At 40.3% G+C, this 19,801-nt stretch carries 17 protein-coding genes, 2 tRNA genes and 2 pseudogenes; 10 read left to right on the top strand and 11 right to left on the bottom strand.

The genetic code is table 11. From position 1 onward, the window contains the following. Positions 1-179 precede the first annotated feature (179 nt). On the bottom strand, positions 180-1,706 hold the full coding sequence (locus AC6H44_RS05760) for a fumarate hydratase (protein WP_500737941.1): 1,527 nt from the start codon (positions 1,704-1,706) through the stop codon (positions 180-182). A gap of 165 nt (positions 1,707-1,871) precedes the next feature. Here AC6H44_RS05760 and pabB point away from each other — a divergent pair, with 165 nt between their 5' ends. From pabB to AC6H44_RS05745, 3 genes are all read left to right on the top strand, one after another. Next, a complete protein-coding gene (pabB, locus tag AC6H44_RS05755) occupies positions 1,872-3,230 on the top strand; it encodes an aminodeoxychorismate synthase component I (protein WP_500737940.1) in 1,359 nt (452 codons plus the stop codon). Next, entirely contained in the window at positions 3,223-3,798 is a 576-nt protein-coding gene (locus tag AC6H44_RS05750) for an NUDIX hydrolase (protein ID WP_500737939.1), read from the top strand. The genes pabB and AC6H44_RS05750 overlap by 8 nt, the downstream gene beginning before the upstream one ends. Positions 3,799-3,899: 101 nt before the next feature. Then, the gene (locus AC6H44_RS05745) at positions 3,900-5,276 is read left to right on the top strand and encodes an L-serine ammonia-lyase (RefSeq protein WP_500737938.1); all 1,377 of its coding nucleotides are present in this window, start codon (positions 3,900-3,902) and stop codon (positions 5,274-5,276) included. A gap of 56 nt (positions 5,277-5,332) precedes the next feature. Here AC6H44_RS05745 and cysB read toward each other — a convergent pair whose 3' ends face one another. Continuing rightward, a complete protein-coding gene (gene cysB / locus AC6H44_RS05740; RefSeq protein WP_500737937.1) occupies positions 5,333-6,310 on the bottom strand; it encodes an HTH-type transcriptional regulator CysB in 978 nt (325 codons plus the stop codon). 296 nt (positions 6,311-6,606) lie between these two features. Here cysB and AC6H44_RS05735 point away from each other — a divergent pair, with 296 nt between their 5' ends. Further along, on the top strand, positions 6,607-7,362 hold the full coding sequence (locus AC6H44_RS05735) for a hypothetical protein (RefSeq protein ID WP_500737936.1): 756 nt from the start codon (positions 6,607-6,609) through the stop codon (positions 7,360-7,362). Between the two features lie 53 nt (positions 7,363-7,415). On the opposite strand, the gene AC6H44_RS05730 is transcribed toward AC6H44_RS05735, so the two are convergent. After that, positions 7,416-8,708 (bottom strand): NCS2 family permease, encoded by a 1,293-nt coding sequence (locus AC6H44_RS05730; RefSeq protein WP_500737935.1) that lies wholly within the window; start codon positions 8,706-8,708, stop codon positions 7,416-7,418. A gap of 118 nt (positions 8,709-8,826) precedes the next feature. Between AC6H44_RS05730 and AC6H44_RS05725 the strand changes: the two genes are divergently transcribed. From AC6H44_RS05725 to AC6H44_RS05715, 3 genes are all read left to right on the top strand, one after another. Then, positions 8,827-9,288: a tetratricopeptide repeat protein gene (locus tag AC6H44_RS05725; RefSeq protein WP_500737934.1), complete on the top strand. Its 462-nt coding sequence runs from the start codon at positions 8,827-8,829 to the stop codon at positions 9,286-9,288. Between the two features lie 289 nt (positions 9,289-9,577). Further along, positions 9,578-10,012 carry a SulA-like leucine-rich domain-containing protein gene (locus tag AC6H44_RS05720; RefSeq protein ID WP_500737933.1) on the top strand — a complete coding sequence of 145 codons (435 nt, stop codon included), beginning with the start codon at positions 9,578-9,580 and terminating at the stop codon, positions 10,010-10,012. A gap of 39 nt (positions 10,013-10,051) precedes the next feature. Continuing rightward, complete coding sequence (locus AC6H44_RS05715) at positions 10,052-10,528, top strand: YchJ family protein (RefSeq protein WP_500737932.1); 477 nt, start codon at positions 10,052-10,054, stop codon at positions 10,526-10,528. Positions 10,529-10,593: 65 nt separating this feature from the next. On the opposite strand, the gene AC6H44_RS05710 is transcribed toward AC6H44_RS05715, so the two are convergent. After that, positions 10,594-10,896, bottom strand: coding sequence for a DUF6172 family protein (locus tag AC6H44_RS05710; protein ID WP_500737931.1), 303 nt, complete (start codon positions 10,894-10,896; stop codon positions 10,594-10,596). A 267-nt stretch (positions 10,897-11,163) separates the two neighbouring features. Beyond that, positions 11,164-11,691 (bottom strand): VC2046/SO_2500 family protein, encoded by a 528-nt coding sequence (locus AC6H44_RS05705; RefSeq protein WP_500737930.1) that lies wholly within the window; start codon positions 11,689-11,691, stop codon positions 11,164-11,166. Positions 11,692-11,803: 112 nt separating this feature from the next. On the opposite strand from AC6H44_RS05705, the gene AC6H44_RS05700 reads away from it, so the two are divergent. After that, a tRNA-Tyr gene (locus AC6H44_RS05700) sits at positions 11,804-11,888 on the top strand. A gap of 49 nt (positions 11,889-11,937) precedes the next feature. Continuing rightward, positions 11,938-12,022 (top strand) — tRNA-Tyr (locus AC6H44_RS05695). 23 nt (positions 12,023-12,045) lie between these two features. Here the strand turns inward: AC6H44_RS05695 and AC6H44_RS05690 are convergent. From AC6H44_RS05690 to AC6H44_RS05680, 3 genes and pseudogenes are all read right to left on the bottom strand, one after another. Further along, entirely contained in the window at positions 12,046-12,738 is a 693-nt protein-coding gene (locus AC6H44_RS05690) for a M48 family metallopeptidase (RefSeq protein ID WP_500738382.1), read from the bottom strand. A 99-nt stretch (positions 12,739-12,837) separates the two neighbouring features. After that, a pseudogene (locus AC6H44_RS05685) lies at positions 12,838-13,042 on the bottom strand (VOC family protein). A 4-nt stretch (positions 13,043-13,046) separates the two neighbouring features. After that, on the bottom strand, positions 13,047-13,703 hold the full coding sequence (locus tag AC6H44_RS05680; RefSeq protein ID WP_500737929.1) for an HD domain-containing protein: 657 nt from the start codon (positions 13,701-13,703) through the stop codon (positions 13,047-13,049). A 139-nt stretch (positions 13,704-13,842) separates the two neighbouring features. Between AC6H44_RS05680 and AC6H44_RS05675 the strand changes: the two genes are divergently transcribed. Next, complete coding sequence (locus tag AC6H44_RS05675; RefSeq protein ID WP_500737928.1) at positions 13,843-15,033, top strand: class I SAM-dependent methyltransferase; 1,191 nt, start codon at positions 13,843-13,845, stop codon at positions 15,031-15,033. A 15-nt stretch (positions 15,034-15,048) separates the two neighbouring features. On the opposite strand, the gene AC6H44_RS05670 is transcribed toward AC6H44_RS05675, so the two are convergent. From AC6H44_RS05670 to hrpA, 3 genes and pseudogenes are all read right to left on the bottom strand, one after another. Next, positions 15,049-15,345: a PilZ domain-containing protein gene (locus tag AC6H44_RS05670; RefSeq protein ID WP_500738381.1), complete on the bottom strand. Its 297-nt coding sequence runs from the start codon at positions 15,343-15,345 to the stop codon at positions 15,049-15,051. 9 nt (positions 15,346-15,354) lie between these two features. Next, positions 15,355-15,732, bottom strand: a pseudogene (locus AC6H44_RS05665) (response regulator); the annotation flags it as partial. A gap of 61 nt (positions 15,733-15,793) precedes the next feature. Next, the gene (gene hrpA, locus AC6H44_RS05660) at positions 15,794-19,681 is read right to left on the bottom strand and encodes an ATP-dependent RNA helicase HrpA (protein ID WP_500737927.1); all 3,888 of its coding nucleotides are present in this window, start codon (positions 19,679-19,681) and stop codon (positions 15,794-15,796) included. Positions 19,682-19,801 lie beyond the last annotated feature (120 nt).

Raw genomic sequence — 19,801 nt, 5'->3', positions numbered from 1 at the left:
TTGTAAACTTAGTCATACACTTTTAAAAAGTATACAACACTTTAAAATACAATGATTTACAAGATAATTGCCAACGCAGTATAAACTGATCTGAGGTGTGAAAGTCCTTAGCAAATTTCAAAACAAACTAAAAAGCGAGCACAGTGTGCTCGCTTTTATGGTGGCTTTAACTAGCAGCTTTACTTCATTTTACTGTCTAACTCTTCAATTTTTGCTTTCCAAATTGCAGGACCTTGGGTGTGGGCATTTGCACCTTCACTGTCTACGGCCACTGTTACTGGCATATCTTCTACTTCAAATTCGTAGATAGCTTCCATACCTAAATCTTCAAAGGCAACAACACGTGCTTTTTTAATTGCTTTAGAGACTAAGTAAGCCGCACCGCCTACCGCCATTAAGTACACTGACTGATGCTTTTTAATAGATTCAACCGTTTCAGGGCCACGCTCGGCTTTACCAATCATGCCCACAATACCGGTTTTTTCTAACATCATGTCGGTAAATTTATCCATACGCGTTGCTGTTGTCGGGCCTGCAGGGCCTACGGCTTCATCGCCTACTGCATCTACAGGGCCCACGTAGTAAATAAACTTATTATCAAAATCAACGCCCTCAGGTAAACCTTCTCCTGCATTGAGCATATCTTGTAAACGCTTATGGGCCGCATCACGCCCCGTTAAAATAGTCCCTGAGAGTAAAACAGTTTCGCCCATTTTCCACTCTTTGGTGTCTTCTTTGGTAAGCGTGTCTAAATTAACACGACGTGTGCCCTCACCGACTTCAAAAGTCACTTCTGGCCAATCTTCTAATTTAGGTGCTTTTAAATTAGCAGGTCCTGAACCATCAAGGGTAAAGTGTACATGGCGCGTAGCCGCACAATTTGGGATCATAACCACAGGCTTTGAAGCTGCGTGAGTAGGCGCCGTTTTAATTTTAACATCGACAACCGTTGTTAAGCCGCCCAAACCTTGTGCGCCAATGCCTAATTTATTAGCACGCTCAAAAATTTCTAAACGCAGTTTTTCTTCTGTTGTCTCTGCGCCGCGCTCAATCAGCTCATGAATATCAACCGGATCCATTAATGACTCTTTGGCCATTACCGCAGCTTTTTCTGCAGTACCACCAATGCCTATGCCTAACATGCCTGGTGGACACCACCCTGCGCCCATGGTTGGTAGCGTTTTTTCTACCCACAGCGCCACATCGTCAGATGGGTTTAACATCACCATTTTACTTTTGTTTTCCGAGCCACCGCCCTTAGCAGCGACCATTACTTCGACTTTATCACCTGCCACTAAGTCAATGTGTACCACTGATGGCGTATTATCTTTAGTGTTTTTACGTGCCCCAGCAGGATCGGCAACAATAGATGCGCGTAATGGGTTATCTGGATTTAAATACGCACGACGAGTGCCTTCATCAACCATTTGTTGTACTGTTAAATCGGTTTTATCCCACTTAACATCCATACCTACTTTAACAAAGCAAGTGATGATCCCAGTATCTTGACAAAGCGGACGCTTGCCTTCTGCCGACATACGCGAGTTAATTAAAATTTGTGCAATCGCATCTTTAGCGGCTTTACTTTGTTCTTTGTTATACGCTTTTTCTAACGCTTGAACAAAATCAAGAGGATGGTAAAACGAGATATATTGCAAGGCATCTTCAATGCTATCAATAAAGTCTTGCTGACAAATTGTACTCATAGTGGTTCCTTAATTTGTTGTTACGCACGCTGCACGTAAGCGATATCAAACCTGTGACGGTGGTTCGAATGTTTTCAGCCACAGCGCTCACTAAACGCTGCCAAATAAATTTGACTTATGATACCCTCCTAGCCCGTTTGGAGCCAGTTCTTAAAGGGGTAGTAAATGCTAAACAATAAAAAAAATTGTGTTGAATTAGCCATATCAGCAAAGTGTATTGAGGTATTTTCGCATTTTGCTCATTTACCTTACGCCATTTTGTTAGATTCAGGTGACAGCGTTCATGTTAACAGTCGTTTTGACATGATTGCGATCGCGCCTCATGGCATCCTTGAAGTTGAAAATAATCAAAGTATTTTTAATGGCCAGCACAGCCCTAAAAGCTGCTTTGAAATAATGAATGATGAACTGGCAAAGCTTGATACGACAAAAGCCGCGAACAATTTACCCTTTAATGGTGGCTGGCTAGGTTATTTTGGTTATGACTTAGGCCGTACCTTAGAGCAACTACCAAGTAGCGCTTTACACGACATTGATTTACCGCAAATGGCCGTTGGACTTTACCTCGATGCGCTGATTTACGATAAACAACTGCACACCTGGTTTTATGTTTCCCAGCCCAATGTAGACCGCCTATGGCTGTATCAGCAGTATTTAGCGCAGCCAACTAAACAGCAACGTTTTACGCTCACATCACAGTGGCAGTCAAATATGAGCCAAACGACTTACAGCGAAAAGTTTGCCGCCATTGAAGAGTATCTTAGAAGTGGTGATTGTTATCAAATTAACTTAGCGCAGCGTTTTAGCGCGCATTACCAAGGCTCACCTTGGTCGGCCTATATTAAATTAACTCAGGCTAATAAAGCGCCTTTTTCAAGTTTTATTAATCATCCTCAGGGCGCTATTTTATCAATTTCACCCGAGCGTTTTATTGCAGTGCACGACAACAAAGTAGAAACAAAACCGATTAAAGGCACTTTACCTCGCAAAACCGATGCACTGGAAGATGCAAAACAAGCGACCTTACTGGCAAATTCCAGTAAAGACCGCGCCGAAAATGTGATGATCGTTGATCTACTTCGAAATGATTTAGGAAAAGTCGCAAAACCGGGCTCGGTTATTGTGCCCTCATTATTTGCCATCGAAAGCTTTGCAGCGGTGCATCATTTAGTGAGCACAGTCACCTCAACCCTAGATGCAGGTAAAACGGCAGTCGATCAACTAGAAGCCGCCTTCCCTGGGGGGTCTATTACAGGTGCACCAAAAGTACGTGCCATGGAAATAATAGAAGAGCTAGAACCCCACAGACGCAGCGTTTATTGTGGCTCTATTGGTTATATTAGTGCCTGCGGTAACATGGACACCAGTATAACTATTCGAACTTTAGTCACTCATAAACAACAAATATATTGTTGGGCTGGCGGTGGAATAGTTGCTGATTCAAAAGTCGAATTGGAATATCAAGAAACTTACGATAAAGTAAATAAAATACTCCCTATATTAACTGAGGGTTGCTTTGAATAGTGTAACTGTGGCGGCACGTTTTCAATTAAACCGCAGCTTAGCGGTAGATCAGCTCAAAGATAACAAAAAAAAGCGAGCAAGTGCGGTCATGCTGCCTTTGATTGATATAAACAATCAAGCACATATTTTATTGTGTAAGCGACCAACATATTTACATCATCATCCAGGAGAAATTTGCTTACCGGGCGGCAAATTTGAAATTAATGATGTGAATTTACGCACCACCGCGCTTCGTGAACTCCACGAAGAGCTTAATATTGCTCCGCACAATGTCCATGTGTTAGGCCAGTTACCTGAATATTCAACTCTCACCGGGTTTACCATACGCCCTTTTGTAGGCTTAATTAAAAAAGAAACCGTATGGGAGAACGATCACAACGAAGTACAAGCCAGCTTTTTGCTCTCGATTAAAGCACTCAGTAACGAGGCTAACTGGCAGCCTCTGCCTTTTATACGCGGCGGAAAAACCATTACTTTAAATGGCTTTATTACCCCACATGGACTCTTATGGGGAGCAACCGCCAGTATTATTAAAAACTTTACAAAACAACTCGCCATACCAGTTTAAATCTTTACTAATAAGGGTTACACACCTACGTTTCCACGTTATCATAGTCGACCGTTCAAACAGCAGCTTAATGCTGAGAAAACTAAATAGAGACACACATTATGATCAGTGCATTTGATATGTTTAGCATTGGTATTGGCCCTTCATCGTCACATACTGTTGGCCCAATGCGCGCATCACGCTTATTTGTTAACGCCCTAAATGAGCAACAACTATTAGCAAATGTGACCGATGTAAAAGTAGAACTTTATGGTTCATTAGGCCAAACAGGTGTTGGTCACGGCTCGGGTAAAGCGGTGATACTTGGCTTAGCCGGTTACGATCCAGAAACCATTGATGCCGATTTAGTTGACGACATTTTAGCAAAAATTGAAAATGAGCAGGTTATTTACTTAAACCAAACTCACAAAGCTAAGTTTCCTAAACAAGGCGCTATTGTTTTTCATCGCAGAAAAACGCTGCCTAAGCATTCTAATGCAATGGAAATCATTGCCTATAACAATGGCGAAAAAATTTACAGTAAAATTTACTACTCGATTGGGGGTGGATTTATTGTTACGGATGAAGAGTTTGAAAAAGAAAAACAAGCCGCAATTGATATCCGTGAAGAAAATCCAGCGCCATTCCCATTTGGCTCGGCTAAAGAATTACTCGAAATGTGTAAAGAGTCAGGTTATAGCATATCGACGTTAATGATGAAAAATGAAAAAACACTGCGCAGCGAAGAAGCCATTAAAGATGAGCTATTTAATATTTGGCAAGTAATGAAAGCCTGTATTGCGCGTGGTATGCGCACCGAAGGTATTTTACCTGGTGGATTAAAAGTAAAACGCCGTGCACCAAGCTTATATTTAAAGCTTAATGTCGAAGTAAGTAACGATCCACTGCGCGCTATGGACTGGGTTGATTTATTCGCATTGGCCGTCAATGAAGAAAATGCAGCTGGAGGACGTGTAGTTACCGCACCAACAAATGGGGCCGCGGGCATTTTACCAGCAGTATTGATGTATTATCACACTTTTATCAAAGAAGTTGACCGTGATATTGCTACCCGCTATTTATTAACAGCTGCCGCAATTGGTATTTTGTACAAAAAGAACGCCTCTATTTCTGGCGCTGAGGTAGGTTGCCAAGGTGAAGTAGGCGTTGCCTGTTCGATGGCCGCTGGTGCGCTGACTGAAATTGTGGGTGGTAACGTCATGCACGTAGAAAATGCCGCTGAAATTGGCATGGAGCATAACTTAGGTTTAACCTGCGACCCTGTAGGTGGCTTAGTACAAGTGCCTTGTATTGAACGTAATGCAATGGGCGCAATTAAAGCAATTAACGCTTCTCGCCTTGCTATTCGCGGTAGTGGCGAACAAAAGGTATCACTTGATAAAGTGATCAAAACCATGCTTGATACCGGTAACGATATGAAAACTAAATACAAAGAAACCGCACGCGGAGGACTAGCAGTTAATATTATTGAGTGTTAAAAACAAAAAAGCCGCGTAGTTTTGCAACCAAGCGGCTTTTGAATCTTTATTTATTACTACCTAACCGGCAGCTCTATATCGGCAAATAATTTATCAACGTCTTCTTGATTACGTAATAAACTTGCCCGCTCTACTCGCTCTTTGGTTAAATGCGGTGCAAAACGTTCAATAAAGTCATACATGTAAGTGCGTAGGAAACTTCCCTTTCTAAAGCCAATTTTAGTTGTACTCGCTTCAAATAAATGACTGGCATCTATACACACTAAGTCAGAATCATTTGCTTTATCTATCGCCATTGAAGCAACAACGCCTACACCCAACCCTAAACGAACATATGTTTTAATCACATCGGCATCAGTTGCTGTAAATACAATATGCGGCTCTAACCCATAAGCATTAAATGCTTTATCAAGCTCTGAACGCCCTGTAAAACCAAACACATAGGTGATCAATGGGTATTGAGCAATATCAGCGACAGTTAAATTATTAACTTTTTGCGCCAATGGGTGGTCTTTAGCAACCACAATACTTCGATTCCAGTGATAACAAGGCAGCATGACCAAGTCAGAATATAAATGAAGTGCTTCCGTTGCAATTGCAAAATCAGCATCCCCGCGTGCGGCTGCATCCGATATTTGTTGCGGCGTGCCTTGGTGCATATGCAGTGATACTGCAGGGTATTTCTGGGTAAAGCCTTTAATAACGCTTGGAAGCGCATAACGTGCTTGAGTATGCGTAGTGGCAATATTAAGTTTGCCTTGATTTGGTAACGTATGTTCATTAGCTACCGCTTTAATACCCTCAACCTTTGAGAGTATTTCTCGCGATATATTAATGATCTCTTCACCAGCCCCTGTAACGTGAGTTAAGTGCTTACCACTGCGACCAAAAATTTGTACACCTAGCTCATCTTCTAACATACGTACTTGCTTAGAAATACCTGGTTGAGAGGTAAACAAACTTTCAGCAGTGGCTGAGACATTTAATTTATGATTTTGAACTTCTACGATATATCTAAGTTGTTGTAATTTCATGGTTATGTAGTTTCGTTATAATTCAAATTGACAGATAAAGCACACCCTATAATTAACAGGTAACTATATAAAAGGCTGATTAAGGTTACATAATATAACAATTAATCGATTAAAATTCAGGTTAACACAATAAATAAAGTTCAGATAGCAATGATTATCAGCAGAAAAAACATAACATATTAAGATTTAACCGGTTTATGGGGATACTTTTTTCAGTTAATCAGCGCAAAATTTCCCTACTGTTATATATTTAATGTAAGATTAAAACATAAGGTTAAGAATTTGAGAATTATAACATGATCGTCTCCATTATAATTGTATTAATTGTTGCGCTTATCGTCATTGCACTATGGGTTAGTGCTGTTCAACAACACAAAGAAAAACAAGAAGCTGAACGACGTAAAGAACTAACAAAATATAAAGCTATTATTGAAGAAACTGAAGAAGCTTTAATGAATAGTGCTAACATTCCACTCTCAGAGCCCATTCAGCGAGTATTACAACGGCGTATTCACGATGCACTTAATAGTATGGTATCAATTTCAACCGGTGGTAGTGGATTAAAGAACCGTTTAAAAGAAGCAAAAGAACGCTTGCAAAACCCCATTCAAGACGGCTCTGAGGGATTTGTTTTACCAGGTAATGACAAACAATTAATATCGCTAATACAGGGCATTAAAAAACTGCGCGTTATAGCTCGCTCCGAGCACAATAAAGGTAAAGTCGATAGCCAAGTGTTTATCGCAGAAGATAAGCGCCTAGAAAAATTACAGCTTAGAATTAACATTGAAAGCCAAATAAAACGTGGATTAGCAGCCCAAACAGCCGGCATGATAGGCTCTGCTCGGCAGTACTTTGAAAAAGCGTCTACAACCCTTAATAGCGTCTCATTTAATGATGATTATATTGCAGCAAAACGCGCTGAAGTTGAAGGTTACCTAGAATCGATAAGTACTGAACTGAAAGCTTCTAATGCGTCGTCGTTAAAGAAAAAGAACGAGCAAGAGCAAGATGACTTAGACGTACTCTTTGCTCCTAAAAAGAAATGGTAGTAGCAAACATATCAGTTTTAAAGCCCATGCAAAACCGCATGGGCTTTTTTAACTTAACCTAAAAATGCAAATTTAACGATAAATAGCACCGTTAAAATCCATACACTTATACTCACTTGGTCTTTTTTCCCACACAACACTTTAACCGCGGTATAAGAAATAAAGCCCAATGCAATACCATGAGCAATCGAGAAGGTCAGCGGTGTCATTAATAATACAACACTCACCGGAATTGCATCTGTCATATCATCCCAGTTTACAAATTTTAAGTTTTGTAACATCAAAACAGATACATACAAAATAGCGCCGGCGGTTGCATATGCTGGCACCATCTGTGCTAAAGGTGCAAAAAACATCATCAGTAAAAAGCAGCAACCCACAACTACAGCCGTTAAACCGGTTCGACCACCAACCGATACCCCTGCAACAGACTCAATGTATGATGTGGTTGTTGAAGTACCGAGCATTGCACCTGCAATGGTAGCTGTACTGTCTGCACTTAATGCACGGCCTAAACGCGGCATATTACCGTTTTTATCTGCTAACCCAGCCTTTTGAGTAACCGCTACAAGCGTGCCCGAGGTATCAAACAAATCAACGAATAAAAATGCAAAAATAACACTCAACATAGACAGTTCAAAAGCAGCACTAAAATCAAGTTGCATAAAGGTAGGCATGATAGAAGGTGGCATTGCAATAACACCATGATACTCCACTAACCCCATAGACACTGCAATCGCGGTGACTAGTAAAATACTAATCAGTACGCCACTTTTAAAATCACGATAAAGCAATGCAGCGATGACAAAAAAGCTAAAAATAGCTAATAATGGACCAGGGGAAGTAATATCACCCAGCTGCACCAGTGTTGCAGGGCTTGATACGATAATACCCGCACTTTTAAGTGCTATCAGTGCCAAAAACGCACCAATACCTGTTGCTATTGCTTGTTTAAGCACTAAAGGGATAGCATTTATGATCCACTCGCGTACCTTAAACAAGCTTAATATTAAAAATAGACACCCTGACATAAACACCGCACCCAGTGCAGCTTGCCAGCTATAACCCATACCTAATACAACGCCATAGGTAAAAAAAGCATTTAAGCCCATACCAGGTGCTAATGCGAGCGGATAGTTAGCCCACAAGCCCATAATAAAACACCCTATTGCCGCAGCAATACAAGTAGCAACAAAGGCAGCTCCTTGATCCATACCTGCCTCAGCAAGCATAGCAGGATTGACGAAAACGATGTAAACCATGGTGATAAATGTAGTCATACCGGCAATACATTCACGGCGAACCGAAGAATTATTTGCACGGATTTTAAATAAAGCGTCGAGCATAATATACTTGTGGTTATAAAAAGTGGCGAGATTTTAGCATAAAAATCACTTTTTACAGGACATTTTGCCTTGCTTTATACTAAACTAGCTAAGTGTTTAAAATAACAAATGAATTAATATGATCAAAACAACACCTAGCGGCCAAGACCTAGAGCAACAACTAGACAATATTCTTTCTTTTGTAACGCAGCCAAGCGATACAAATCTGCCTGCGAGTTCTAAAAGTACAGATCAAGACACATTAAATAAAGCCCTTTATTACCTTAAGAATGAACAAAACGCTTTAGCGGCAAAGTGGATGCGTTTGGCAGCAATGGCAGGGAACTACCGTGCTCAGTTTTATTTAGGGTTATTTTTTATAAAAGGGCAAGGCGTACCACAAAGTGTGTTCCATGGTGCAGCATGGCTTAGCTTAGCAAGTAGTCAAGGCTATGAACCCGCGATAGAGGCAATAAACGATATACGCAAACACATTAGCACCAAACGCTTTAAAGATGCGCAATGTTACGCTGCAAGTCTGTATGAACAAATTCATCAGTTACAATTTTCCCACTTGATCCCCTCAAGCAGCGATAAGTAATTTTTACAGCCCTTCAACTCTATTATCAGTTACTTAAATTAAGCGTTAACACGTTAAAAACAACGCTTAATTTACTACAGCCACTGTATTCTCAGGCCATCTTAAGGTGAGAACATGCACACTTAAAATTCAACTCTTTGTTATATATGAATTATTAATTAGTCGATAGTAATTTTAACGGTTTAAACGAAACAGCTGTACAAAAAAATAGCAAAAAACACTTGCACCAAACAACTGTATAAACTACTGTATACGTGTACTGTATATAAACCCAGTGAGTGAGATGATAATGTTACAGCCAGTTACCGTAAGAACAGTTAAAAGCTACCAACAAGATGGCCAATCAGATTGTGTTAACGTTGTGCAAATTGAAGATGAAATTTCAGCAACTTTTGAGTTATTAAAAGTATTACACCAATATAATAGCTTAAATGCATGGACGTTGTTAATTGCGCCAGATAACGTACCTAGCAAAGCGTTACTTGATTCATGTTCAATTAATACCAGCAAACTGTTAGTTATTCGGCAAAAACATTTAGTTAATTTGGAGTATGTTTTAAGCTCAGCACTGCACAATGGTAATTTTGCAGCCGTAATAACTTGGACTGACATAATAAATAATGCACAGTTATCGCAACTATCATTAAATTTGAGTCATACGCGCACTAAGTTGTATTGCTTTAGTAAAAAAAGCGCTCAGCCTGAGATTTCACTTGCGCAATAAGCTTGGTAAACTAACATTTTAATACGCAGTACATTTATCATGACCTCTAGCGCCCTATTATGTTTTTGTAACAGCCAGCAACTTTATGCTGATTGCTGCGAGCCTTTTCATTTAAAAACTAAACACCCAAAAACACCTAAACAACTTATGCGGGCGCGCTATAGTGCTTATGCCACTGAAAACGCGACTTTTATTTATGATAGTTACGCAAAAGAAAAGCAACTAGAAAACCCAGTGTCAGATATTAAAGATTTTGCAACTAGCTGCCGCTTTGTAAACTTAACCGTATTAGACTCTGGTTATAACGATGAAACAGGATTTGTAAAATTTAAAGCTCATTATTTTTATCAAGATTTATATTGCGAGTTGGCAGAGCATTCAAGATTTATTAAAGAAGATGAACAGTGGCGCTACCTTGATGGTGAAATTACACCGGTTGCCGATATTAAAGTAAAACGAAACGATACCTGCCCCTGCGGCAGTAATAAAAAATATAAAAAATGCCATAGCGTGTAAACGTCACCACAAAAAATGGGCCACTTGGCCCATTTTCAAATCTACACTAAACGCAGCTTGGCGTTTTATTCGTCATTACCTTCATCAAAGTCTTGACGCTGCGCAGGTCTTGCTAAAATCTCTAAGTAAAAAGACGTTAAACCTTGCTTTTCAATTTCACTAATATGGTTGTTAATTTCAGCAACGCGAACAACTTGAGCGTCTTGTGCTGTATTACCAAACTTACAATCAAATGCCCAATAATCAGCATCATCAGGTAAAGTTTTATTACGTTCTCTTTTCAAATATTTTTTCACTTCATGCTTTGCAGCATCAACCATACGAGGGTATTTGATTTTCTCGTGATTCAGCGTGAATGTTTTCTTCATTACGTTCCTAATTACCTTGGTTTAATGATAATGGCATTTAATGTCATACCATTTGTGCCATTATAGCAATTGCATTTAAGTTTTGGATGCTTTTTTTATATTAAATCGCTTATGAAAATAAAGCGCCTATAAAGCCACTCGTTACTAACTACTATAAACATTGTTTATTACAATCAAATGGCATGTATAAAACACTAATAAAGCAACTAAATTGACCTTATTAGGCTTATTTATGGCTGTTAGTTCTGAGACATTAAACGAATTTAATTAGGCACTAAATAAGTGTAATGGCTGGTGTAGGGCCTCATTTTGTAAATCATCATAAAAAGCTACGGCATCCATTGGTGGGTTTGAGAGCTCAATGTCTGTCTTTTTAAGGCGACGTCGCACCGCTAATTCGCAGTTATCAATTACATTAACTGGAATATGGTTTTTATTATCACGAATATGTAATGGTTCTGGTTTTAAATATTGCTGTAGTTTTATCTCACGCATACCCGCTGCACTGCCCATTTGAGCAAGTAATTCAATGTTATTTTTACCAATTAGCATATCAAAGCTATCAGGCGCTAATGGTTGCTTTGGGCCCGCGCCCAATTGCTTACGTAAGGTATCTTCATCAGTTTGATAGCTCTTTGCATCACTTTTTGGTAAGTGAAATTCACTAAAGTCGAGTGCATCATGAGAGAGCATTGCTAATAAAAGCGAAAACTCGCCACGGCGACTTTCATGCACACTTTTATTGAGCCTAGTGTTTAACTGGCTCTCTGTGATTAACAAATCACCAACCTGCATAGACTTTAGCCTATTTAACTAATTAATAAGTGTTTATCGGCTATATTTGAATTTTCTTTAGCTTTTTTCTTTACTTAAATAAGAAGTTTGCTATCATCTGCCGCGTTGCATTGGAGGGGTTCCCGAGCGGCCAAAGGGATCAGACTGTAAATCTGACGGCTCAGCCTTCGCTGGTTCGAATCCAGCTCCCTCCACCACTTTTCTTAGGCTAAGTTAAGTGGCGCCAAATGCAATGACAATTAGTGTGGAGGGGTTCCCGAGCGGCCAAAGGGATCAGACTGTAAATCTGACGGCTCAGCCTTCGCTGGTTCGAATCCAGCTCCCTCCACCACTTTTCCTTTCTGTTTTTATTTTTTATTCAAATACCCACTGTAAACTCACACCATAGTTGTTTAACCAATTACTTGCTTGTTTATGATCTGAATAAAATAATTCCACACGGTGCCAAAATTGAGCGCTGTGATTTAAGTACTTTAAATGCGCCAACTCATGAACAATCACATAATCAATTACCCATGTGGGTGCGCTTGCAAGGTGTAAGTTAAAGGTCAGTTCACGCCTGCGGTTACAACTGCCCCAACGACGTTTATACGATTGAATACGAATATTACTCGGTAGCGTTTCATCCATCAGCTGACAGTAATCGTTAACTCGCATTTCAATATAACCCTCTAACTTCTCATGCAAAAATTGCTCTAACAAACGTTGATACATTTGCGTTTGATACTTTACACGTGAAGAAACACTCAGTAACAACGTTTGACTTTCATTGTAATGTTGCCACTGGGTGCATGCTGCTTTTTCAAATTTCACATTAATAACTTCATTGAATAATGTAATACTGTGGCTTTTAAGTGGAAACTGTCGTGTATCTGCTTGAATTTTTTGCTTATGTAACTGAGCGTCAATCCAACCCTGTTTACTTAACAACCAGTCGTTAATTTGTGTTTTAGTAACAAAATGAGGTGCATACACTGTAAGCTCACGCTGTGCAACTTTGATTGCCACTGTTTTTCTACGCTGACTGCGCTTTAAAATGTAATCCAACAATGAATAACGCCTGTGTGTTGTAGCGGTCACAAGTGATCCCACCACGATAAACATTAAAATCTGAACGCTTAAAAATACCGAGCAACTTTAAGATAGTTAAGCTTCAAGCTGTGCTTTAATAACATCATAATCATGGGAAGTGATCTCATGGCTATTCCCACTGTTATCTTTAAAATACATAGAAAAATGCTAATTCCTCTACTACGGTAAAACCAAGCACCTTTTCATACCAATCAACGGCTTGGGTGAGGCTTTCAACATTTAAATGACAATGATCAATACCGCTCAATTTTGGCCTCACTGACTTACCCTCCAATTTCAGATTTTAACTGCTCTAAAAAGTCATACATGTAAGCTGTTCTTCTAAGTGCTTCTGCTTTAGCAGAAGGTGTATTCATACTTTTTGCAATATGCAGTAACTTTATAAAAAAATGATCTAAAGTGTACTGTTTATCATCAGGTTCACGCTCTAAACAAAATGGATCATTCGGATTGTACAAAAGTCGGCTTATTGAGCCCCCCACTTTCATACAACGACTTACACCAATAGCGCCTAGTGCATCCATTCTGTCAGCATCTTGTACAATTTGCGCTTCGATGGTTTTAATTGCAATATTGGCACTAAAACTATGTGCTGCAATGGCATGATGAATATCATCAAATAGCGTTTCATCATAGCCAATAGATGTTAAAAAACTGATCGCTTTATCAGCAGCCATTTTCGAGGCTTTTGCCCTATCAGGATGATTTTTAGCTACCGCAACACAATCGTGTAACCACGCAGCAGGTAAAACAACATTCATATTGGCTTTTTCCGCATTGCATAATTTAACTGCGACACGCACAACCCGTTCAATATGGGTAATATCATGAGCTACATCGGCATGTATCAAAGAAGTAATAAATTCTCTGCATTGCTGATCACGTTGCATTAATGAAGGGTTTAGGGCTGAGTTGTCCACCGAATTTCCAAAAATCTATTTAAACGAATTAATATCCACTACTTTAACGCGATTTATAAGGCCCTTGCAAAACATTCATTGTATGTTGAGCATGCCTTGACTAAAATACAGCGCTTATATACTACTACAGAGAAGCCCTATGTCATCTGCCGTTTACCTACAAGCTGGTCGCGATAAATCATTAAAAAGAAAACACCCTTGGTTATTTTCTAAAGCCATCAAAAGAATTAAAGGTAAACCCGGATTAGGTGACACAGTCACCATACACGACAGCGAAGGTAAGTTTTTAGCTACCGCCGCTTACAGCCCGCATTCACAAATTCGCGCGCGTGTGTGGAGCTTTGATGAAAAAGAAGTGATTGATCAGCATTTTTTTGAACGTCGCCTGCGTCGTGCTTTCGAAGCACGTAGTCATACGATTGAAGAAGGTGGACTGACTGGTTTTAGGCTCTGCGCCGCTGAATCAGATTATTTACCGGGTGTCACCATTGATAAATTTGATAATACCTTGGTTTGTCAGCTGCTCAGCGCCGGTGCTGAGCGCCATAAAGGTGAAATTGTTGGCGCATTAATGGCTATTTTTCCAGGCTCAAATATTTATGAACGCTCAGATGTTGACGTTCGCACCAAAGAAGGTTTAGAGCCAATTAAAGGCGTACTGTGGGGTAATGAACCCTCAGTACCCGTCATCATTGAAGAAAACGGTTTAAAGATTGAAGTTGATGTTATTGAAGGCCATAAAACTGGGTTTTATTTAGATCAACGTGATAGCCGTGCTGCACTGGAACGTTTTTCAAAAGACAAAACGGTATTAAATTGCTTCAGTTATACAGGTACTTTTTCGCTTTATGCCTTGCGTGGTGGCTGTAAGCATGTCACTAATGTCGATGTATCACAACCAGCACTAGATACAGCAAAGCGCAATGTTAAACATAACAATCTTGATTTAAATAAAGTCGACTTTGTTAAACAAGATGTATTTAAGTTATTACGCCAATACCGTGAAGACGGCGTGATGTTTGATACTATTGTTATGGATCCGCCAAAATTTGCCGATAATAAAGCGCAGCTAACTGGGGCGTGTCGGGGTTATAAAGATATAAATATGATTGCAATGCAAATATTAAAACCAGGCGGCACACTACTGACCTTTTCGTGTTCTGGGTTAATGGAGCAAAATTTGTTTCAAAAAGTGGTCGCAGACGCAGCCCTTGATGCAGGCAAAGATTTACTTATTATAGAGCGCTTAAATCAAGCAGCTGACCACCCTATTGCGGGCAGCTACCCTGAAGGTTTTTATCTTAAAGGCCTTATTTGTAAGGTCTACTAAAAACTGGTTAAGTAGTTAGTTAAACTCAATAATTTCAAGCCCCGCGGTTATCGTGCCATCTTCTTCTGTGCTGGCACGTATCACTTTAACAGTGGCTTTTAATGGTGCAATGCTCGGATGGGTTGATGCAATATCAACCGATAGAACTGAATTAAGTTCCAATAAATCATCAAGCTGTAAAGAAAGCCCCGTTGCACTTAAGTCAAGGCAAGTCGCGGTATAACTTAGCCCCGCGACGGGCTCAATCGAGGTTAACATAGCTGGTGTATTAACCTGCATGCGTCTATAGTTTCGCTTATCTTCAGTAAACATAATTCCCTCTACAATGTTATTAATTTTTTCTCGTAGTATGGCGATAGAAAATGGTTTTACCACATACTCATCACAGCCTGCATCAAAACCGGCTTGTTTTTCAAGTGCTGATTCTAATCCAGATAACATCACCACCGGAATGTGTTTTGTCTCAGGCGTATGTTTGAGGATACGACAAGTATCGTAACCATCAAGTCCCGGCATACACACATCCAGCAAAATAATGTCGGGTGGATTTGCAATGGCGGATGCTAAACAACTTTTACCACAGTCAGCATAACTTAAATCAAATGCGGATGCTAACCCCGCCTTAAGAATTTCAAAATTGAAATACTCGTCGTCAACCACTAACAACTTCCGTGATTTATGTTTTATTAATGAGGACATAGCAATGTCATTCCTTCTCAATCAATGCTTCTACAAGTTATCTTAATAGATAACACCAAAGCTATTCAATTTCTTTTATCGCATTTAATACCCGCTTTGCAGAAATTGGATAAGGTGTACCCAAGGTTTGTGCAAATAAAGAGACTCGTAATTCTTGCTGCATCCAAAAAATAGCTTCAACATCATCAGGCAATGGCATACCTTTAGGCGTTTTAGTTGTTAATTTTTTGTATTCTTGCGCCACTTTTTCCAGTTCTAATACACATAACCTATCACGATTTGGGTCAACCGGTAACTTTTCTAGTCGCTTTTGAATCGCTTTTAAATAACGAATTAAATCACCAAGTTTATCCGCCCCGTGCTGACTCACAAAACCTTTAAAAATAAGCGACTCTAATTGCGACTTAATATCACCATGGGCGGTGATCATGGTTAAATCTACTCGCCCTTTCATTTTTTTATGCAGCGCATGGGCAATGCTCAGTACTTGCTCTACTTGGGTTGCAATGGCCACCACAGTGTCGCCTAATTCGCCGCGAATATGCTCTTTAACGGCTTCAAAGGCATCGCTTGTGCGGATATCGTCATATTTGACTAATAAGCTGTCAACGCCTGCGGCAATACAGTCATCAATTAAATCAGCAATTTTACCAAAGGGATTAAAATACAACCCTAGCTTAGCCTTGTTTGGTAAGTTTTGCTGCAAGTATTTAATGGGTGATGGCACATTTAATAGCACTAAACGACGTAAACCTTGCTGATGTGCTAATTGCGCTTTTATTTCATTATCGAATAGCTCCACTGCCGCCGTTGATTTTTTATCCACCAACGCAGGGTACGCTTTAATTTCGTACTGACCTTGCTTTTTAACATAGGATGTTGGTAACGCACCAAAATCCCACTGCGTTAAGTCGGTTTTTTCAATGCCTTTGTCGGCCACTTTAGATAAGGTGTCGGTGACCTTGCCTTGAAGCTGCGCTTTAAGTTTAGCTAAATCAAGCCCTCGCGCTAATAATTCATCGTGTTCATCGCGCACTTCAAATTGTAGCCTTAAATGCGGAGCTAGGGCATTTAAATCCCACGCTTCAGAGTCAACACGTACGCCTGTCATGCGCAGTAAACGATTGCTTAGCGAGTCGATTAACGAGCCTTGTAATGGCTCTATAGCCGCTAACACCGCATCGGCATAATTAGGTGCAGGAACAAAGTTACGACGCAGTGACTTAGGCAATGACTTAATTAACCCACAAATTAACGCGTGACGAAATGCCGGTATATGCCAATCAAAGCCACTTTCTTGTACTTGGTTTAACAGTGCAACGGGTATTTGTACCGCAACGCCATCAATCGCTTGGCCTGGATCAAAGTGATAGGTAAGCGGCAACATCAAATTATCTTGCTGCCACGTATCAGGGTAGTCAAATTCGGTAATGCTGCTGGCGCCATGCTGCATTAACTCATCACGGGTCATATGCAGGGTGTGTTTGTCTTGTTGTTTTTGTGTTTTATACCATTTGATAAACGCAGCTCGGTTGTTAATATCGCCAGGTATTTTCTTCTCGTAAAATTCAAACAAGGTTTGCTCATCAACTAAAATATCGCGCCTTCGAGATTTATTCTCAAGCACTTGAATATCTTCAATCAATTGGCGGTTATACGCTAAAAACGCTTCATTTAATCCCAGCTCTTGTTCAACCAGTGCAGAGCGGATAAACAATTCACGACTTACTTTAGGATCAATCTTGCTATACACACACCGGCGTTTATTAACGATTAGCAGGCCATATAATGTTTGTTGTTCAAAGGCAATGACTGCGCCGGGTTTTTTCTCCCAATGAGGCTCTGTGTAGCTGCGTTTTACCAAATGTTGAGCAAAGGGTTCTACCCAGTTCACATCAATTTTGGCATTAATACGCGCATAGAGTTTACTGGTTTCCACCAGTTCAGCCGACATCATCCACTTTGGACTCTTTTTAAATAAGCCTGACCCTGGAAAAATATGAAATTGGCTATTTCGCGCACCTTTATACAGCTGCTTTTCGTCTTTAAAACCGATATGACTGAGCATGCCACTTAACAGTGCTTTGTGAATAAGCTCGCTGTCTGCCACATTGGTGGTGGCTTTCATTTTCATTTCATTGCACACAGTGCTGATTTGATAAACGATGTCTTGCCATTCACGAATACGCATATAGGCTAAAAAGTCTTTTTGACATAGCTTTCTAAACTGGCTGTTGGTCAACTCACTTTGCTGCTCTTCGAGGTAATTCCACAAGTTTAAAAAGGCAATAAAATCAGAGTCTGGATCGTCAAAACGACCGTGTTTTTCATTCGCAGCTGGGCGTTTTTCTTGTGGACGCTCACGTGGATCTTGAATTGAGAGTGCGGCAACAATAATGATCACCTCACGCAATGCGCCGAGCTTATGCGCAGTTAACACCATTTTTGCTAAACGCGGATCCACGGGCAAACGGCTAAGCTCTCGGCCAGACTGCGTTAAACTGGTTTTTTGATGACGTTTAGCTTCGTTTACCGCTTCTAACTCTTCAAGCAGGGTTAAACCATCGTTAATGTTACGGCTATCTGGCGCTTGCACAAAAGGAAATTGCGCCATATCACCAAGCCCTAATGCCAGCATTTGTAAAATAACTGACGCTAAGTTAGTACGCAGTATTTCAGGATCGGTAAATTCAGGGCGCGATAAAAAATCATCTTCTGAATACAAACGAATACAAATACCCGCTTCTACACGCCCACAGCGCCCCATACGCTGATTTGCACTGGCTTGCGAAATAGGCTCTATAGGTAAACGTTGCACTTTTGTACGGTAACTGTAACGACTAATACGCGCTGTGCCCGGATCAATTACATAACGAATACCCGGCACCGTGAGCGATGTTTCAGCAACGTTGGTAGACAGTATAATATGACGGCGCGAATGCGACGCAAAAATACGATTTTGCTCAGCGTTCGATAACCTTGAGTACAAAGGCAATATATCGGTGTGTTTTAAATTACGCTTGCTTAGCGCATCAGCGGTGTCGCGAATTTCTCGCTCACCGTTTAAAAAGATCAGTATATCGCCGGGGCCTTCAGCGCAAAGTTCATCGACCGCATCAAAAATGCCCTGTAGTTGATCACCCTCAGCTTCCATGTCTTCTTTTTGGATATCACTAATGGGGTTATAGCGTACATCTACAGGGAATGTGCGGCCTGATACTTCAATAATTGGCGCATCATCAAAGTGCTTAGAGAAACGTTCTGGATCAATGGTCGCAGAGGTAATAATAACTTTTAAATCAGGACGTTTTGGTAGTAAATTTTTAAGATACCCTAAAATAAAATCAATGTTTAAACTACGCTCATGCGCCTCATCAATAATAATGGTGTCGTATTGGTTTAAAAAGCGGTCTTGTTGTATTTCTGCTAATAAGATACCGTCGGTCATCAGTTTTATATAACTGTTAGTAGAAACCTGATCGCTAAAGCGAATTTTAAAACCGACTTGCTGACCAAGCTCGCATTGCATTTCTTCTGCAATACGATTGGCAACGCTACGTGCAGCCAAACGTCTGGGTTGCGTATGGCCTATGTACCCATCAACCCCACGGCCTAACTCTAAACACATTTTAGGAATTTGTGTTGTTTTACCCGAGCCTGTTTCACCGGCAATAATCACCACTTGATTATTAGCAATCGCCTCTTTAATGGTGTCTTTTTTCTGACTAACGGGCAATTGTTCAGGGTAAGTAACGTTAGGTAGCCCAGCTAAACGTTGCTCTCGAAGCGTTTGACTGCGACTGATATCAGCCGTAATTTTTTCAAGCGCACTGGTAAATTTTGCCTCGTCGGTAATTTTTTTAACGCCATGGAGACGTTTTTTAAAACTGAATTGATCTTTTTTTAAGCACGTTTTTAGCTCGCCAAACAACTGACCTAGGTTTACCACCTGCATACCTTATAAAAATTAGTCAAAGAGCCCCGATTGTAGCAAATTAAATGGCTGGGGTTAATCTTGTAAAGAATATAACAATCAGGGGATTGTTATATAACCCTTCAGCCACTCATT

Source organism: Pseudoalteromonas sp. TAP-3C (genome assembly GCF_059888565.1).
The sequence above is the reverse complement of the archived record's forward strand: the minus strand, read 5'-3'. Positions and strand labels throughout refer to the sequence as shown.

Excerpts from the sequence above, each read along its gene's own strand:
- AC6H44_RS05705 (WP_500737930.1), bottom strand. The coding sequence starts at position 11,691 with ATGCAGGTTGGTGATTTGTTAATCACAGAGAGCCAGTTAAACACTAGG.
- AC6H44_RS05675 (WP_500737928.1), top strand. The coding sequence starts at position 13,843 with ATGTCATCTGCCGTTTACCTACAAGCTGGTCGCGATAAATCATTAAAA.
- AC6H44_RS05710 (WP_500737931.1), bottom strand. The coding sequence starts at position 10,896 with ATGAAGAAAACATTCACGCTGAATCACGAGAAAATCAAATACCCTCGT.
- AC6H44_RS05730 (WP_500737935.1), bottom strand. The coding sequence starts at position 8,708 with ATGCTCGACGCTTTATTTAAAATCCGTGCAAATAATTCTTCGGTTCGC.
- AC6H44_RS05745 (WP_500737938.1), top strand. The coding sequence starts at position 3,900 with ATGATCAGTGCATTTGATATGTTTAGCATTGGTATTGGCCCTTCATCG.
- AC6H44_RS05735 (WP_500737936.1), top strand. The coding sequence starts at position 6,607 with ATGATCGTCTCCATTATAATTGTATTAATTGTTGCGCTTATCGTCATT.
- AC6H44_RS05670 (WP_500738381.1), bottom strand. The coding sequence starts at position 15,345 with ATGTTTACTGAAGATAAGCGAAACTATAGACGCATGCAGGTTAATACA.
- pabB (WP_500737940.1), top strand. The coding sequence starts at position 1,872 with ATGCTAAACAATAAAAAAAATTGTGTTGAATTAGCCATATCAGCAAAG.
- AC6H44_RS05725 (WP_500737934.1), top strand. The coding sequence starts at position 8,827 with ATGATCAAAACAACACCTAGCGGCCAAGACCTAGAGCAACAACTAGAC.
- cysB (WP_500737937.1), bottom strand. The coding sequence starts at position 6,310 with ATGAAATTACAACAACTTAGATATATCGTAGAAGTTCAAAATCATAAA.
- AC6H44_RS05715 (WP_500737932.1), top strand. The coding sequence starts at position 10,052 with ATGACCTCTAGCGCCCTATTATGTTTTTGTAACAGCCAGCAACTTTAT.
- AC6H44_RS05760 (WP_500737941.1), bottom strand. The coding sequence starts at position 1,706 with ATGAGTACAATTTGTCAGCAAGACTTTATTGATAGCATTGAAGATGCC.
- AC6H44_RS05720 (WP_500737933.1), top strand. The coding sequence starts at position 9,578 with ATGTTACAGCCAGTTACCGTAAGAACAGTTAAAAGCTACCAACAAGAT.